Here is a 15,803-nt window from a genome sequence, read left to right as displayed (position 1 = left end):
TGACGGCGCTGGCGTTGCAAGACTATCTTCTGCCTCTCCCGGGAAACGCGGTATGGCGAAAAGCTACGCCCCGATCCTGCGCAGCGCCTCGGCGACCGTCACGATCGGCATGTTGCGCTTTTCCGCAGCTTTCAGCGCGTGGCGCAACAGGGCCTGCGTGCAGCCATAGGGGCTCGGCGCGTCGACGACATCGTGGCCGTAGAAGATCAACCAGCCGCCGCTTGCGACCGCCTCGTCGAAATAGCGGTCCACGCCCGCCGTATCGATCTCGCAATTGACCAGCGGCGAGGCACGCAGGAACTGGAGATCGATGACATCGCTGTTGACGCCCGGAAGGATGCCTCGCGCGGAGCGGAAGGTTTGGGCGAGCTGCGGTTTGCGCCAGACCGAGGCGAGACCATAGGGATAGGCAAAATTCTCGAGCCGGATCGAGGAATCGATGCCGAGAAAATAACTGCGGTTCCGCTCGATCTCGCGCGCCATAGCGCTCTCGTCGAGATCGACCGCGCGCAAATGCGAGAACGTGTGGCAGCCGATCTCGTGGCCGCCGCGATGCAGCCGGACGATCGCATCGTTCGACAGACCGTGCCAATGGTCTCCGGGCTGATCGACCAGGCTGCCGGCGAGATAGAACGTACCGCGCCCGCCATGCGCTTCCAGCAGCGAGGCGCCCTCGCCTGCTGCGCTGTCGGGAGCGTCATCGAAGGTGAAGCTCACCATCGGTGCGTGCGCCGGCAAGCGGTGCGGCGCGGCGCGGAAATGCCGAGCGAGCCGATTGCTCAAGCGTCCGTTGAGGGTGGACAGCACGGGTGCATTCCCTGTGATTCTATATTTCCGCACTGAAACATTTGCGCGCGGTCTGACGCAAGCTTAACGCCTGGGTAATCCTAACGCGGAACGGACAGCCTTGGGTTAACGTGCCAGCAGCGGAGCTTCGGCGTCCGCGCCGAGATATTGTAACCAATTGCGGAAAAGCGCGGCTGCGGCGCTGCCTGCCGCAATATCGGTGCGCAAAGTCAGCGCCGGCAATTCATTGGTGAGCGCCGGATGCCGCTGATGCCTCGCCCGCTTTTCGAAGCGCGCGAGTTTTTCCTCGGTCGCCGCGTCAAAATAACTCACGGGGAGCGCCGGATAGGCATCCCGCTCGCGCGCGAGGAAGCGGCCGATGTCGCGCAAATACTCGCGCTGGAGCGACAGCGCGTCATATTCGGGATGACCCTGGAAGAACACGAAACGGCTGTCATACTGCCGGACGAAGACGTCGACGCCAGCCTGGGCCGATCGGGTCAGCACCTGATAGCCGGCCTGCGCGAGATCCGCCTCGGTGACTTCGTTGAGGCGGGAATGCGAGACCTTGAGCGGTGCCGGGGCATCGCGCGTCAGCGGGTCGCCGGTCACGGTCTCGCAGTCGAAGATGCCGTGACATTTGGACGGCAGGCGCTGCCGTTCGATGCGATCGAGGTGCAGCACCGCCGCATGTGCGGCAAGGCACGACCAGATCGTCGAGCGGGTATTGGTTCTGGCCCAGTCGATCAGCTCGGTGAGGTCGCGCCAGTACGGCTCCTGATCGAGCTCGGGCGCGACCGGTTCGGCCCCGGTCACGATCAGCCCGTCGAACCTATCGCGCTTGAGATCGGAGAGATCGGAATATTCGCTCTCGACGTGCCACTTCGCTTCCGGCGAACGCTTCACCGACGGCAGCGAGAAGCAATGAAAGCGGATGCGGCGCGGCCCTGCGGCCGCCTGAAGCAGCTTCATGAACTGCCGCTCGGTCGCCTTCAGCGCCGTATCAGGCATGTTGTTGATCAGCCCGATGTTGAGCTCGGCGCCGGCGTGATTGCGCGCGATGTCGCCCTCGGCCGGCACCAGCGCCGGGCTTGCGATACCTTGATCCCTGTCGATCAAGACGCTCATCGGCCCGATTGCCTACTCCGCCGCCTGAAGACGCGCGGTGGGACAGGCCTTTTCCAGCGCCTGATCGATGTCCTCGATGATATCGGCGGCATGTTCGATACCGATCGAGAGGCGGATCGCTTCGGGCAGCACACCGGCCGTGCGCTGCTGCTCCGGCGACATTTGCCGGTGCGTGGTCGAGGCCGGATGGCAGGCCAGCGACTTGGCATCGCCGATATTGACGAGGCGCGTGATCAGCTTCAGCGCGTCATAGAAGCTCTTGCCGGCTTCCATGCCGCCCTTGATGCCGAAGGTAAATAGCGAGGAGGCATTGCCGTCGAGGTACTTCTGGACCAGCGGATAATAGCGGCTGTCCGGGAAGCCGGTGTAGTTGACCCAGGCGACGCGCGGATCGTTGCGCAGGAATTCGGCGACCTTGCGGGCGTTCTCGCAATGGCGTTCCATGCGCAGCGCCACCGTCTCGATGCCCTGGAGCAGCAGGAAGGCGTTGAACGGCGACAGCACCGACCCCATGGTGCGCTGATAGATGCTGCGTGCGCGCTCGATATAGGCGGTCTTGCCGAAGCGCTCGGCATAGACGAGACCGTGATAGGAAGCGTCCGGCTTGTTGTAGCCGGGGAAGCGGTCGGCGTGCTTGGCCCAGGGGAAATTCCCGGAATCGACGATGGCGCCGCCGAGCGTGGTGCCATGGCCGCCCAGGAATTTGGTCAGCGAATGCACGGCGATGTCCGCGCCGTAGTCGAACGGCTTGAGCAGGATCGGCGTGGCGACCGTGTTGTCGACGATCAGCGGCACGCCATGGGCATGCGCGATCTTGGCGAGCGCCTCGATGTCGCAGACGTTGCCTGCGGGATTGCCGATGGTCTCGGCGAACACGGCGCGGGTGTTCTCGTCGATCAGCTTTTCGATGGCCTCGGGTTTGTCGCTCTCGGCGAAACGGCCGGTGATGCCCTGCCGCGGCAGGATGTGCGAGAGCAGCGTGTGGGTGGTGCCGTAGAGCTGCGGCACGGACACGATGTTGCCGCCGTGGTCGGCGACGTTGACGAAGGCGAAATGCAGCGCAGCCTGGCCGGTCGCAACCGCGAGCGCGCCGACGCCGCCTTCGAGCTGGGCGATGCGCTTCTCCAGCACGGCGCTGGTCGGATTGGCGATGCGGCTGTAACGGAAACCTTCGGCCTCGAGATTGAAGAGAGCCGCGCCATGATCGGCGCTGTCGAAGGCATAGGCCGCAGTCTGGTAGATCGGCACGGCAACCGCGTGCGTGGTGGATTCGGGCTCGTAGCCGGCGTGAATAGCAATCGTCTCGTTGCGCATCGTACCACCTCCGCGTGGAGCGGCCCGCACTTATTGGCCTGTATGAGGCATGTGCGTTGTCCGCCGTCCCTCTGTTAGAGGCGGGTGGTAAAGCGGACAATAATTCGCTTAGAGATCGAGGAAGTAACCCTAATGGTTGTTGGTAAATTGGCTAAAATTTGAGTCGATTTGGATTAACTACTCCGCACGCTGGCTCATTCGGGCTTCGCGCTCGTCGCGCGAAGCCCGAAGATCAGGATCAGGCCATCGTCTCCCAGAGCCGATGGGCCAGCACGCCGGCACGCTTCTCGATCGCGGCGGCAGCGTCGAGCGCCAGATCCTCGCGATAGCGGCCCGCGATGAGCTGCACGCCGATCGGCTTGCCGTCATGCACGGCCACCGGCACCACGGCGCCGGGCAGCCCCAGCACGTTGATCGCGGAGATGAAGCGGATCTCGCCCCAGAAGATTTCTTGCACGCGCTCGGCGCTCACGGTGTCGTCGCGCGGACCCGGCGTCGGCTTCACCGTCGTCGGCGCCAGTACCACCGGATACTCCTCGAAGAACAATTGCCAGGCACGGATATGGCCGTTGCGGGCCGCCGTCGCCTGCATCCACGCCTTGAGATCGAGCGCGTTGGCCTTGGCCTTCATGCCGCCCCACGCCTTGTGGAAGTCTTCCGACGTGACCTTCAGCATGCCGGCCTCCTGCATCACCACCGTCTCATTGGTGATGATGTCGCACCAGGTCTGCCAGACGCCATTGATGTCGGGCACCTCAACCTCGCTGACGCGATAACCGGAGCGCTCCAAATGATCGGCGGCCTGGCGAAGCGCCGCGCTGACCGCCGGATCGACCGCCATGTCCTCGGGGATCCTGGCCAGCGCGACCTTGATCGCGCCCTTCGGCTTCGGCCCGGTCAGCGGCGCCGGCACCCACCAGGGATCGCGCGGATCGCGCTGGCTCATCACCTCCAGCGCAAGACGGACGTCGCCGACGTGGCGAGCGAGCGGCCCCTGCGCCGACATTAGATGCGCCAGCATCGGCCGCTCCGCTGTCGCGCTTGCGTTGAAAGCGGGAATGCGACCTTGCGTCGGCTTGATGGTGGCAACGCCATTGCAATGCGCCGGCCAGCGCAGCGAGCCGCCGATATCGTTGCCGTGCGCGATGGTGCCGATGCCGGCGGCGACCGCCGAACCCGCGCCGCCCGAGGAGCCGCCGCAGGTGATGGTGGGGTCCCAGGGATTGAGCGTCAATCCGTGCAGCGGATTGTCGGTGAAGCCGCGGAACGAGAATTCCGGCGTGTTGGTGAGGCCGATGACGATCGCGCCGGCCTTCTTCAGGTTACGCACCACAGGCGAATCCGACGGCGCGACGAGGTTCTTGTTGGCGGGAACGCCGTTGAAATTGGGGCGGCCTTCGTAGTCGACGTTCTCCTTGATGGTGACGGGCACGCCGTGCAGGAGGCCGAGTTCACCGCCTTTGGCGCGCTGCTTGTCGGCTGCGTGCGCAGCTTTCAGCGCGTCCTCGCCGAGATCGACGACGACCGCATTCAGCCGGGGATTGACCGCATGCATCCGCTCCAGATGCGCCTCGACGGTTTCCACCGCGGAGATTGCGCCGGAGCGGATCGCGGCCGCGGTCTCCACGGCCGACCATTGCCAGGCTGGCCCCTTGGGGCGGCGCGCGGCGGACGCCTTGACTGACGTCTTGACCGTTTTCTTGGCCGGCTTCGCAGCAGCCCCCTTGCGGACGGCAGCCTTCTTGCTCGAGGTCTTCGCACCCTTCTTCGAAGTGCTTTTCTTCTTGGTCGCCGTCTTCTTCGCCACGTCGCATCTCCTGAAATCGCGGCGCGGAAGTTACGAACGGCGACGAGGCCTGTACAGCGGCGTTTCTGCATGGCGCACTGGCGCGACACACGATGCGACGGATTGTCCCCAGTCCTAGGCCGGCGGCGGGCTCAGCCGCGCAAAACCCTCCTGGATGCGATAGGGATAGTAGGGATAGGGCGGCATCACCGCGCTGACCTCGTCGAGGCGCTTGAGCTGATCCGCGCTCAGCGACCAGCCGACCGCACCGAGATTGTCGCGCAATTGCGCCTCGTCGCGGGCGCCGATGATCACGGACGATACCGTGGGCCGCGACAACAGCCAGGCGATCGCGACCTGCGGCACAGTATGGCCAGTCTCGATCGCGATCGCGTCCAGCACATCGACGATCGCGTAGAGCCGCTGCTCATCCACGGGCGGACCGAACTGCGCAGTCGCGTGCAGGCGGCTGTTTTGCGGCAAGGGCTGACCGCGTCGGATCTTGCCGGTGAGCCGGCCCCAGCCGAGCGGGCTCCAGACCAGCGCGCCGACGCCCTGGTCGCGTGCCAGCGGCATCAGCTCCCATTCATAGTCACGGCCGAGCAGCGAGTAATAGACCTGATGGGCGACATAGCGCGGCCAACCGCGACGATCGGCGATGGCCAGCGACTTCATCAACTGCCAGCCGGCGAAATTGGAGACGCCGACGTAGCGCAGCTTGCCGGCGCGAACGAGCGTATCGAGCGTGGACAGCACCTCCTCGATCGGCGTGAAGGCGTCGAAGGCATGGAGCTGGAGCAGATCGATATAGTCGGTGCCAAGCCGCCGCAGCGCCGATTCCACCGAGGCCAGCAGGCGATGCCGCGACGAGCCGGCATCGAGCGGGCCATCGCCCATCGGCAGGCTCATCTTGGTCGAGATCAGCACCTTGTCGCGCCGGCCCTTGATCGCGGCACCGAGAATCGTCTCCGCGGCGCCGTTCGAATAGACGTCGGCGCTATCGAACAGATTGACGCCGGCCTCAAGACAGATGTCGACCAGCCGGCGCGCCTCATCAATGTCGCTGCGGCCCCAGGCCGAGAACAGCGGGCCCTGGCCACCGAAGGTGCCGGTGCCGAAGCTGAGAACGGGCACCTTGAGTCCGGAAGCGCCGAGATGACGGTATTCCATGTGAGCCTCCCCTATTCCGCCGGGCACGCCGCGACTGCGGCCTGTTTGCGATCGAGCTGAAGACTCCACAGCGCCAGCACGAGTCCGATCGCGGTGATGCCGGCCGCAACCAGCGGCAGCGCGGAGAGGCCGAGGCCGCGATCGATGGTGACGCCGCCGGCCCAGGCACCGAGCGCATTGCCGAGATTGAACGCGGCGATGTTGAGGCTGGAGGCGAGCGTGCGGCCGCTGGGACCGGCGGCCTCCAGCACACGCAGCTGCAGCGGCGCGACGGTCGCAAACGCCGCGATACCGAGCAGCAGGATCAGCGCCATGGTGGGGATCTTGACCGACAGCACGGCGGAGAGACCAAGCAACACCAGGGCGAGCGCGGCGAGCGTGCCGATCAGGGCACGTGCGAGGCCACGATCGGCGAGCTTGCCGCCGGCGACATTCCCGATTGCAAGCCCGACGCCGAACACCAGCAGGATCGGCGAGACAGCGGTCTCCGAAAAGCCGGTGAAGCGCGTCAGGATCGGCTGGACATAGGTGAAGACGACGAACAGGCCGGCAAAGCCGAACACGGTCATGGCGAGGCCGAGCAGCACCTGCCCTCGTCCGAGCACGGCAATCTCCTCGGCCAGCGAGATCGGCTTGTCGCCGTTGCCGACATGGCCGGGCACGAGCGCCGCCACCACCGCAAAGGCGATCACGCCGATCACCGTCACTGCCCAGAACGCCGCGCGCCAGCCGAGCATCAGGCCGAACCAGGCGCCGAACGGCACGCCGAGCAGCGTCGCGACCGTGAGGCCGATGAACATCGTGGAAATGGCGGAGGCGCGCTTGTCCTCTGCGACGAGGCTGGTCGCCACCACCGAACCGACACCGAAGAAGGTCCCGTGGGCCAGCGAGGTCAGCACCCGCGCGGCCATCAACAATTCGTAGCTCGGCGCGAGCGCGCAGGCCGCATTGCCGAGCGTGAATATCCCCATCAGCGCCAGCAGCACGGTCTTTCGCGGCAGCCGCCGGGTCGCGAGCGTCAGCACCGGCGCGCCGACGAACACGCCGAGCGCATAGCCGGAGATGAGCAGGCCGGCGACCGGCACGGAGACATGCATGTCGGCGGCGACCTGGAGCAGCAGGCCCATGATGATGAATTCGGTGGTGCCGATACCGAAGGCACCGGCGGTGAGCGCGAGGACGGCGGGAGGCATGCGTGGCTCCGATGGATGAAGACGAGCCACGCAGATAGCCGTGCCGCGACAAAACCATTAGGATGTCCACAATCCAATCATTTGTGACGTGAATTCAACATGGCCCGCTTCGACACCAATCGCTCTGCCGAGATGGAAGTCTTCGTCGGCGTCGTCGACCTCGGCGGATTCACCCAGGCCGCGCGAAAACTGCGCCTGACGCCATCAGGCGTCAGCAAGCTGATCTCGCGGCTCGAGGCGCGGCTTGGCTCGCGGCTCATTAACCGCACCACGCGCAAGCTGACGCTGACGGAGGAAGGCCAGGCCTTCTACCAGCGCGCGCTGCGCATCCTCGCCGAGATGGAGGAAGCCGAGCGCGAAGCGGCATCCGGCGCCACGCCGCGCGGCCGGCTCACGGTCAACAGCAACATCCCCTTCGGCATGCTGCATCTCATGCCTCTGATCCCGCGCTTTCTCGGAGAGCATCCCGACGTCACGCTCGACCTGGTGCTGACCGACACGCTGATCGACCTGATGCAGGAGCGCGCCGATGTCGCCATCCGCGTCGGACCTCTGAAAATTTCGCGCCTGATCGCGCGAAAGCTTGGAACGAGCCGCATGGTTGTCGTCGGCGCACCGGAATATCTGACGCGCTTTGACACGCCGAAGACCCCGGCAGATCTGGCTGAGCATCGCGGCATCGGTTGGACTTTTCCGCGGATCCGCGGCGGCTGGCCGTTCCGTCGCGGCGACCGCACGGAGGAAGCAGTGCCGCCGCCGGCCGCGCGCGTCAGTGACGGCGAAGCCGCCCGCCGCCTTGCACTCGGCGGTGTCGGGCTCGCCCGCCTCGCCCTCTTCCACATCGGCCCCGACATCGAAGCAGGCCGCCTCGTGCCCGTGCTGCAAGGCTACAATCCCGGCGATCGCGAAGACATCCATGCCGTCTATGTCGGCCATACCGCGCCGCTGCCCGCGCGCGTCCGCGCGTTCATCGATTTTCTCGCTGAGCATGTGCGGGTGAGTGATCCGATCCTGAAGCGTGCGCAGGATGGGAAGTGGAAATTGGTGGGATGAGGCTCGTGGAGAGTGTCAGTCGATCGCGCTGCCCGCATGTGCGTCACAATGCGGAAGTTCCAGGCATCGCGCACGCGAAGCGCCCTCCCGCCAGTGGCATCACGCTCCATGTGGCATCACGCTCCATAATGGCACGATGGATGTCACGGGCGGCGCCTCCGTCGATAGCGCCACGATCGAAACTGGCGGCCTGCAGACGGTCGGCGGAGCTTTCTCAACAAGCACACCATCTATGGCGGAGAACAGGATGATCGAAGCCTGGCAGACTGGCCTGAAGCATTCTCCAACGCGCAAAAGCGTCGGACATGGCCTGTCCGCATCGAAGTACGAAATGACCTTTGGTTGGCTGGCCAAGAGAGTGGGGAGTCAATCCCCGCTGAAAGATCAAGCGTTTTGTTCTTCCTAAGCCAAAAACCCACTATTCGAGCTACCGCCGCCGCGCGCTGGGAGAAACCCGCGCGAGCGAACCCTTACCGCGCACGTCGATATGCCGCACGCCGCGCCGCGGAATAGGATTCAGGCCTGACCGCCCCATAACGGCATTAACGACCGGCCCGGCGGCGCGAAATTAATTGCTTCTGCATTGCGGCATCGCTCCCTAGGATCGGTCTGCGCTTGACGAGTGCCAACGTCCGCACGAGCAGGGTCAAGTGTGTGATCCCGGAAAGAGGCGACTACGATCATGAGCAATGCCATCACTGCCACCGGAGAGAAGCCGCTGACACCGGCCATGCTGCGCGAGTTGTCGATGCGGTGCAATTGGCGAGGTCTGGTCCGTGCGGCCAGCCACTACGGCGTCATTGTCGTTGTCGGCGCACTGATCTGGCTGGTCTCGTCGCGATACGGAATCGTGTGGGCGTTGCCCCTGGTCGTCGTCCAAGGTTACTTCGTCGCATTCCTGTTCATGGTGGTACACGAGACCGCCCACAAGACGGCGTTTCGCAGCCGCGCTCTCAACCTCGCCTTCGGCCATCTCTCCTCGTTCGCGGTCGCCTTGCCTTACGAATATTACTGCCTGTTCCACTGGGATCATCATCGCTATACGCAGGATCCAAAGAGGGACCCAGAACTGCTGTCGGTTCCGATCCCGAGCTCGGACGCGCAGCTGGTGATCGTCTACAGCGGCTTGCGGCAGGTTGCCTTCCGGGCGCGGCTGATGCTTCGCCATGCGTTGGCCGGCAATGCCACGTCACCCTGGATTCCGGAAAGCAAGCACCACATTGTCGTGAGGGAAGCGCGCCTCTATCTGGCAGGCTACGTCGCGCTGCTGCTGGCATCGGTCGCGCTGCACACCTTGCTCCTGTTGTGGGTCTGGGTCGTCCCCGTGATCATCGGTCAATTGTTTCTGCGTCCGTATCTCCTTGCCGAACACACCGGTTGCGATCATGCGCGCAGCGCCTTCCAGAATACCCGCACCACCTATACCGCCATGTTCGTGCGCTGGTTTGCATGGAACATGCCCTACCATGTCGAGCACCATGCCTATCCTTCGATTCCATTCCATGCGCTGCCGAAACTGAACGGGATCGTCGCCGATCAGATCGTCTACCGGGGCCCGGGCTATATCGCAGTGACGCGGCAGACGTGGGCTTGGTTTCGCCGCGCGCGCAACGGCATCGAGAGCCCGATCGGTTCTGATTGAATCGGGATCAGGCTTGATGAAAGCCGGCAGCGAGCCGTTGCTGCAGCTACGGTACGCCCAAGGTGTGGGCAACATGACGAACTTTTCGTCCCGGTCACAATCGGAAGCTGGCGCTGCTTGCGCAAAAACTGGGCAGCAGGACCTTGTCGATTAATTGCTTCATGGTCTTCCATCTTCAGGCGATCCTATCGTCAAGGTCGATCACTCCGGTCGCCGGCATTACAGGGGTTTGGCATGCGATCAACAATTGCTCTTCGCTCCGCCGTGTTCGTACTATCTGCCTCCTTCCTGTTTTCGCCGTCTGAGCGCGCGACAGCCGAGGAATTGCTGAAGGCGCGGCTCGCCCAGAATCTTGGGCCGATCTCGGGACTGGCGATTGTCGCCAATGCGAAGGGCATTTTCGCCAGGCAGGGGCTTGACATCTCGGTCTCCAATTTCACCAGCGGGAAGCAGTGCCTCGATACGGTGCTTGGGGGAGGAGCGGATATCGCCACAACCGCTGAGGCACCGGTCACGGCCGCCGCGATGGCGCAACAGCCGATCGCCTTCGTGGCGGGGATGGAATATTCGGATCTCAAGACCATGACCGCAGCTTCTGCCGGGATCAAGACGAAGGACGATCTGCGTGGAAAGCGAATCGCCTTTACGGCCGGAACCGGCAGTGAAGTTTACACGTCGGTTCTGTTGAAAGCGGCGGGCCTGACTTCGAAAGACGTGACGCTCGTCAACCTGCGACCTCAGGAAATGCTCCCCGCCATGGCGGCTGGCAGTATCGATGCGTTCGATACCTGGGAGCCGCACGTCGCGAATGCGAAGAAGGCTCTTGGCGAAGGCGCGATCCCGCTTGAGACCAAAGGTCTCTACTCGGAGACCTTCAATATTGTCGTGACGCAGTCTTACCTCGCGGCCAACCCGGCGATCGTCAGTAGGTTCCTGGCGTCCCTCATCGAGGCCGAGGGCTGGCTCAAGTTGCATCCGGGTGAAGCAATCGACGTCATCGCCGCAGCGACCGGGATGAAACGCGACGAATTGGCCTCGATCTGGCCGGACTATGTCTACCATGTGCGCCTCGACGACAGGATTCTCACGACTCTGAGAATCCATGCCGCCTGGCGGCTCGAGACCGGCAATCATCCCCCTGGAGCGAGCATGCCCGATTTCTCGAAAGTCCTGGTGACGGCACCGCTGAAGGCGCTCGATCCGGCTCGCGTCACGCTGGAGGCGCGCCCGTGAGCGTCGGGGGACGCAGCAGTGCGAGCGCGACGGCGCGGCTGAGCGTACTGGTCGCCATCCTCTCCGTGCCCGCCTTCACAGGCGTGTGGGAACTGGTTGCGCGCTCCGGCTTCGTGAACGCCGTGCTGTTTCCGCCGCCATCGACCGTCGCCGTCGCCATTCTCGAATGGATTCGCAGCGGACAATTCTTCGCCGACCTGATGGCGAGCCTCTCGCGCGTGGCCGCGGGATTTGCGATCGGGGCCGTGGGCGGGATCGTGCTCGGCGTCCTGACTGGCCGGTTCCGGTTGGTGTCCAGCCTGCTTTCACCCTTGTTTCACATCCTTCGTCCAATTCCTCCCGTCGCCTTCGTGCCGATCGTCATCCTTTGGTTTGGCCTCTCGGAGACGGGCAAGCTTTTCCTGGTCGTTTGGGGCGTGTTCTTCACGGTATGGCTCGCGACCCACATCGGGGTGCAGAAAGTCGACCGCGGACTTATCCGTGCCGCCCAGATGCTCGGTACGCCGCAGCCGCAGATGCTGTGGGAGATCGTCTTTCTTGGCGCGCTACCCTATATCACGGTCGGTCTTCGCACTGCGGTGAGTATCTCTTTCTACACGCTGGTCGCCGCCGAGTTGGCAGGTGCGTTCGCCGGCATCGTCTACCGTATCGAAATTGCGCAACAGAACATGCAAACGGGTCAGGTCATGGGCGGGTTGGCGGCTCTCGGGCTGCTTTCCTTCGTCGCCGACCGCTTCTTCGCGTCTCTTGCCGAACGTGCCGTGTGGTGGCGATGACCCCGAGCCTGCTTCGTCCAGACCAGCCGCTCAGGCTCGTGGATACGTACCCGCCGTCCGCCCCGGCACGTCAGACAACCATCCGGGTCGAGGATTTGAGCGTCGTCTTTGATGCGCCGAGCGGACAGGTTATCGCGGTCGACCGCGTATCTCTGGCGGTAGCCCAGGGAGAATTCGTCTCGATCGTCGGTCCATCCGGCTGCGGCAAATCCACGCTCCTGAATGCGATGGCCGGCCTCGAGCGACCGTTCGAAGGCCAAGTGCTCATGGCCGGCGAAGCAATGCTAGCGCCACGGCCCGAGATCGGGATGGTCTTCCAACAGCCACATCTGTTTCCGTGGAAATCGGTGCGCCGGAACATCGCGCACGGGCCGCGCGCCCTCGGCAAGCCGAATGCAGAGGCGCTGCGGATTGCCGACAACCTCATCGAGATGATCGGGCTGACCAGATTTGCGTCGGCATATCCGCACACGCTATCGGGAGGCATGCAGCAGCGGGTTGCGATTGCCCGTGCCCTCGCCAATCAGCCGCGCGTCCTGTTGATGGACGAGCCGTTCGGGGCACTGGATGCGCAGACCCGGGCCGTTATGCAGGACAATCTGCTCGAGCTCCGCGAGCGGATCAACGCAACAATCGTCTTCGTCACACACGACATCGATGAAGCGATCCTTCTCTCTGACCGTGTGCTGATCATGAGCGCGGGACCTGGCCGCATCCTCAAGGATCTTCAGGTGAGCCTGCCGCGACCGCGCTCCAGCGCCATCGTTGCGGAGGCTGCCTATATCGCCCTCAAGCGGGATTGCCTTGACCTGATCCGGTCGGAGGGCCGCAGAGCCTTCGAGCAAATGGAAATCAGGACGTAGGCGCCTGACGATAGGTCTGGCATGGCTCTTGAATGGTTTTCCCTTGCGGCGGCAAGGGGAGCGAGTACATGTCAGCGGCAAGTCTCAGGAATACGACCGGCATCATGCTGGCGGGATCGGATGCCCTGGTCGGGTCGCTGCCCAGCTTGTTGGATCCGTTATGTGAGGCTGACCGGCGTCGTGTCCTCGCCATCGGCCGCGAGGAGGTCCTGCAGGCAGGTAAACATGTCTGGCGTCAGGGCGATCTGCAGAACGGCATTTATCTGATCGAAGAGGGGCGTATTCGCAGCTACTACGCGGCTCCTTCCGGACGCGAGGTGACGCTGGCCTACTGGTTCGCTGGCAATTTCGTCGGCGGCCCGGATCTGTTCGGTACCGGTGCCCACGTATGGTCTTCGGTTGCAGTGGAACGGAGCCAGGTGACGTTCTTGCCCGGTACCGCTCTGCGCGCGCTGGCGCTTCAATCGGCAAGTATCGCGGTCGCGCTGCTGGACGCGCTCGCCTTCAAGGCTCGGTGCTACTCGGCGATGGCGCAAATGCTGGGGACCCGCTCGGTGACCGAGCGGTTGCATCGTCTGTTGGTCTTCCTCTCGAAGATCTACGGCTCGCAGCAGGGCCGTGAGATCGTGATCGGGATCCCGTTCACGCATGGTGATCTCGCCAATCTGATCGGCTCCACCCGCCAATGGGTGACGGTGCAGCTCTCCCGCATGCAGGCAAGGGGCGTCATCCGTTATCACCGGGGCCTCATTGTGATCCTCAATCTGCGCGCTCTCGATCTCGAAGTCGTCTAGGACGCGGCCTTCTGATATACTTTTAGGTCGAACAGTCCGGCCTTCGCATCGGGCAGCCATCGCTCGGCAAGCTCGAGAAGAGCAACGTCACGCCACGCAGGCGCTAGCAAAGTGATGCCCATCGGCATGCCGTTGCCGAGCGTTGCGTTGGGAACTGCCACCGCGCACAAGTCCACGAGATTGGCAAAATAGGAGTAGTAACCGAGGCGGCTGTTGAGCGTGACGGGATCTTCCATCATCTCCGAGATCGTGAAGGGGCGTGGCGCGGTAGGTACCACCAGGACATCGATCTCCTCGAAAAGCGATTGGATCTGGCTTCGCAGCTTCAAAAGTCGATGTTGCGCGGCGAACGCATCTGTTGCGGAAAACCGGGCAGCTGCGCCGAGCACGTTGCGGATGACGTCAAGCAGGTCTCCATGATCGATGTCCAGGAGCTGGCTGATCGCAGCATGACGTTCGGCAATCCAAGGCCCTGAAAAGAGCATTTCACCAGCTTCGGCGAAAGGCGCGAAGTCAGTTTGCCTGGCTTGGCCTCCCAGTCCCGAAAGCCTCCTGCAGGCCTGCCCGTAAAGGTCATTGCATTCCGGCATGCCGAATGAATTCAGATGACTGACAGAGACCTGGCCGAACCGGAATTTGCGAGGAGATGGGGAGGACGAGGCAATCCGTTGGCGGCTATAAGGATCGCTGTCGTCGAATCCTTCGATCAACCCGAGCAGAATTCGACCTTCGGCAATGGAATTGCAGAAAATCGAGGGGCAATCGAGCGTCGGACAGTTCGGCACAAGCCCCCGGGATGAGACGAGGCCGACGGTTGGCTTGATCCCGATGATCCCATTGAAGCCGGCGGGAATCCGGCCCGAGCCGCCGGTATCTGTGCCGAGAGCGAAGGCAACATGGCCGGATGCTACAGCAGCAGCCGAACCGGAACTCGAACCGCCCGAAATATAGAGATCGTTGGCAGCGCTGGAACAGGCGCCGTAGGGGGAGCGGGTGCCGGACAGTCCGGTTGCGAATTGATCCAGGTTGGTCTTGCCAAGACAGATCGCACCCGCGGCCGTCAATCTCTCGACGCATCTGGCCGATTGCGCAGCCACATATTCGAATGACGGACAGGCTGCTGTCGTTGGCATGTCCTCAACGTCAATATTGTCCTTGACGCCGAATGGCACGCCAAGGAGCGGCAGGACGTCGCCCTCCTCCGCTCGCCGCACAAGGGCGTCAGCCTCGGCCAGCGCCTCTTCTATAGGCCGCACATATATCCAGCAGTTGCGGCGCCGATCCCGTTCGATGCGCTCATAGGAGGTTGTGATGATGGAGGCTAACTCGGCAGGCGAACGTAGGGGGCGACTCTGCGCGGATAAGATAGCTTGCGGCACGGAATGAGCTCCTGAGGGGCATGACCCAGGAAATATGAAGCCGCTGCCCAGCGATAAAAGCAACTAAGCGCCTCTGTCGCAGCGCAGGACTCGAACCTGCAACCCATCCGCGAATTGGACCTACCAATCAGATCGCGTTGCGCAGCTGATCCCTTCGACTGCCTATTTCGTCATGGAGCGCAGACCGTACGGGGACAATCTAGACCACCGGCGTAGCGCTGCGTTGTCCGGTTGTTGGTAGGTCTTTGATGCGCGTCGCTCGCCCGACACGATTCGAACGTGTGGCCTTCACCTTCGGAGAGCGGAAATGCCGGGCGGATCGCCGAATCCGTTGTTCCGCATCCAGATTGACCGGCCGCATCGCAATATCCTGAGTCGCTCGTCGGCATGCACCGCGTCCCAGCCGATCTTGCAGTGCTCGAACGTCGGTACGCGACGGCCCGAAAGCCGCAAACAGGGCGCGGCTGATCGCCTGCTGCCGACTGCGGAGATGGTCCTCAAGAAGCTTGAGTCGCGCAAATAAATCCAGGCAGTCATGCCGGGAATTGCGCGGTTCACAAGTATCCTAAATCGCAGTCTGGCGTACAAAATCGCGCGAATGGCGGAGAGAGTGGAAATTTAATTTCCCGCCGATCTCGGCCGCCATCGATCGTTCTGGCCGCCATTTCAACGATTAAGCTCCACTG

General features: G+C 63.4%; 15 protein-coding genes. 8 read left to right on the top strand and 7 right to left on the bottom strand.

Features of this window, described 5'->3' with window-relative positions:
• Positions 1 to 63: 63 nt before the first annotated feature.
• The 6 genes from K3F49_RS31050 to K3F49_RS31025 form a co-directional block, all read right to left on the bottom strand.
• Entirely contained in the window at positions 64 to 807 is a 744-nt protein-coding gene (locus K3F49_RS31050) for a polysaccharide deacetylase family protein (RefSeq protein WP_234684704.1), read from the bottom strand.
• 105 nt (positions 808 to 912) lie between these two features.
• Positions 913 to 1,914 carry a homoserine O-succinyltransferase MetA gene (gene metA, locus K3F49_RS31045; protein WP_234684703.1) on the bottom strand — a complete coding sequence of 334 codons (1,002 nt, stop codon included), beginning with the start codon at positions 1,912 to 1,914 and terminating at the stop codon, positions 913 to 915.
• Between the two features lie 12 nt (positions 1,915 to 1,926).
• Entirely contained in the window at positions 1,927 to 3,228 is a 1,302-nt protein-coding gene (locus K3F49_RS31040) for an O-acetylhomoserine aminocarboxypropyltransferase/cysteine synthase family protein (RefSeq protein ID WP_234684702.1), read from the bottom strand.
• Between the two features lie 238 nt (positions 3,229 to 3,466).
• Complete coding sequence (locus K3F49_RS31035; protein ID WP_234684701.1) at positions 3,467 to 5,035, bottom strand: amidase family protein; 1,569 nt, start codon at positions 5,033 to 5,035, stop codon at positions 3,467 to 3,469.
• Between the two features lie 114 nt (positions 5,036 to 5,149).
• The gene (locus tag K3F49_RS31030; RefSeq protein ID WP_234684700.1) at positions 5,150 to 6,184 is read right to left on the bottom strand and encodes an aldo/keto reductase; all 1,035 of its coding nucleotides are present in this window, start codon (positions 6,182 to 6,184) and stop codon (positions 5,150 to 5,152) included.
• A gap of 11 nt (positions 6,185 to 6,195) precedes the next feature.
• Positions 6,196 to 7,377 carry an MFS transporter gene (locus tag K3F49_RS31025; protein ID WP_234684699.1) on the bottom strand — a complete coding sequence of 394 codons (1,182 nt, stop codon included), beginning with the start codon at positions 7,375 to 7,377 and terminating at the stop codon, positions 6,196 to 6,198.
• A gap of 99 nt (positions 7,378 to 7,476) precedes the next feature.
• Between K3F49_RS31025 and K3F49_RS31020 the strand changes: the two genes are divergently transcribed.
• The 7 genes from K3F49_RS31020 (at position 7,477) to K3F49_RS30990 (ending at position 13,738) form a co-directional block, all read left to right on the top strand.
• On the top strand, positions 7,477 to 8,430 hold the full coding sequence (locus tag K3F49_RS31020; protein ID WP_234684698.1) for a LysR family transcriptional regulator: 954 nt from the start codon (positions 7,477 to 7,479) through the stop codon (positions 8,428 to 8,430).
• Between the two features lie 136 nt (positions 8,431 to 8,566).
• Positions 8,567 to 8,836 carry a hypothetical protein gene (locus tag K3F49_RS31015; protein ID WP_234684697.1) on the top strand — a complete coding sequence of 90 codons (270 nt, stop codon included), beginning with the start codon at positions 8,567 to 8,569 and terminating at the stop codon, positions 8,834 to 8,836.
• A gap of 276 nt (positions 8,837 to 9,112) precedes the next feature.
• On the top strand, positions 9,113 to 10,072 hold the full coding sequence (locus tag K3F49_RS31010; RefSeq protein ID WP_234684696.1) for a fatty acid desaturase: 960 nt from the start codon (positions 9,113 to 9,115) through the stop codon (positions 10,070 to 10,072).
• 324 nt (positions 10,073 to 10,396) lie between these two features.
• The gene (locus tag K3F49_RS31005; protein WP_234684695.1) at positions 10,397 to 11,305 is read left to right on the top strand and encodes an NrtA/SsuA/CpmA family ABC transporter substrate-binding protein; all 909 of its coding nucleotides are present in this window, start codon (positions 10,397 to 10,399) and stop codon (positions 11,303 to 11,305) included.
• A complete protein-coding gene (locus K3F49_RS31000; protein ID WP_234684694.1) occupies positions 11,302 to 12,081 on the top strand; it encodes an ABC transporter permease in 780 nt (259 codons plus the stop codon). Before K3F49_RS31005 ends, K3F49_RS31000 begins: the two co-directional genes overlap by 4 nt.
• Positions 12,069 to 12,944 carry an ABC transporter ATP-binding protein gene (locus K3F49_RS30995; RefSeq protein WP_234684693.1) on the top strand — a complete coding sequence of 292 codons (876 nt, stop codon included), beginning with the start codon at positions 12,069 to 12,071 and terminating at the stop codon, positions 12,942 to 12,944. The genes K3F49_RS31000 and K3F49_RS30995 overlap by 13 nt, the downstream gene beginning before the upstream one ends.
• 68 nt (positions 12,945 to 13,012) lie before the next feature.
• Positions 13,013 to 13,738, top strand: coding sequence for a Crp/Fnr family transcriptional regulator (locus K3F49_RS30990; protein ID WP_234684692.1), 726 nt, complete (start codon positions 13,013 to 13,015; stop codon positions 13,736 to 13,738).
• On the opposite strand, the gene atzF is transcribed toward K3F49_RS30990, so the two are convergent.
• Positions 13,735 to 15,117 (bottom strand): allophanate hydrolase, encoded by a 1,383-nt coding sequence (gene atzF, locus K3F49_RS30985; RefSeq protein WP_234684691.1) that lies wholly within the window; start codon positions 15,115 to 15,117, stop codon positions 13,735 to 13,737. The genes K3F49_RS30990 and atzF overlap by 4 nt on opposite strands.
• Positions 15,118 to 15,424: 307 nt before the next feature.
• Here atzF and K3F49_RS30980 point away from each other — a divergent pair, with 307 nt between their 5' ends.
• The gene (locus K3F49_RS30980) at positions 15,425 to 15,640 is read left to right on the top strand and encodes a hypothetical protein (protein ID WP_234684690.1); all 216 of its coding nucleotides are present in this window, start codon (positions 15,425 to 15,427) and stop codon (positions 15,638 to 15,640) included.
• Positions 15,641 to 15,803: the final 163 nt, after the last annotated feature.

Origin of the sequence: Bradyrhizobium monzae, from assembly GCF_021458635.1 — a bacterium.
In the GTDB taxonomy this organism is placed as follows: domain Bacteria; phylum Pseudomonadota; class Alphaproteobacteria; order Rhizobiales; family Xanthobacteraceae; genus Bradyrhizobium.
This window is presented reverse-complemented; position numbering and strand designations above follow the sequence as displayed.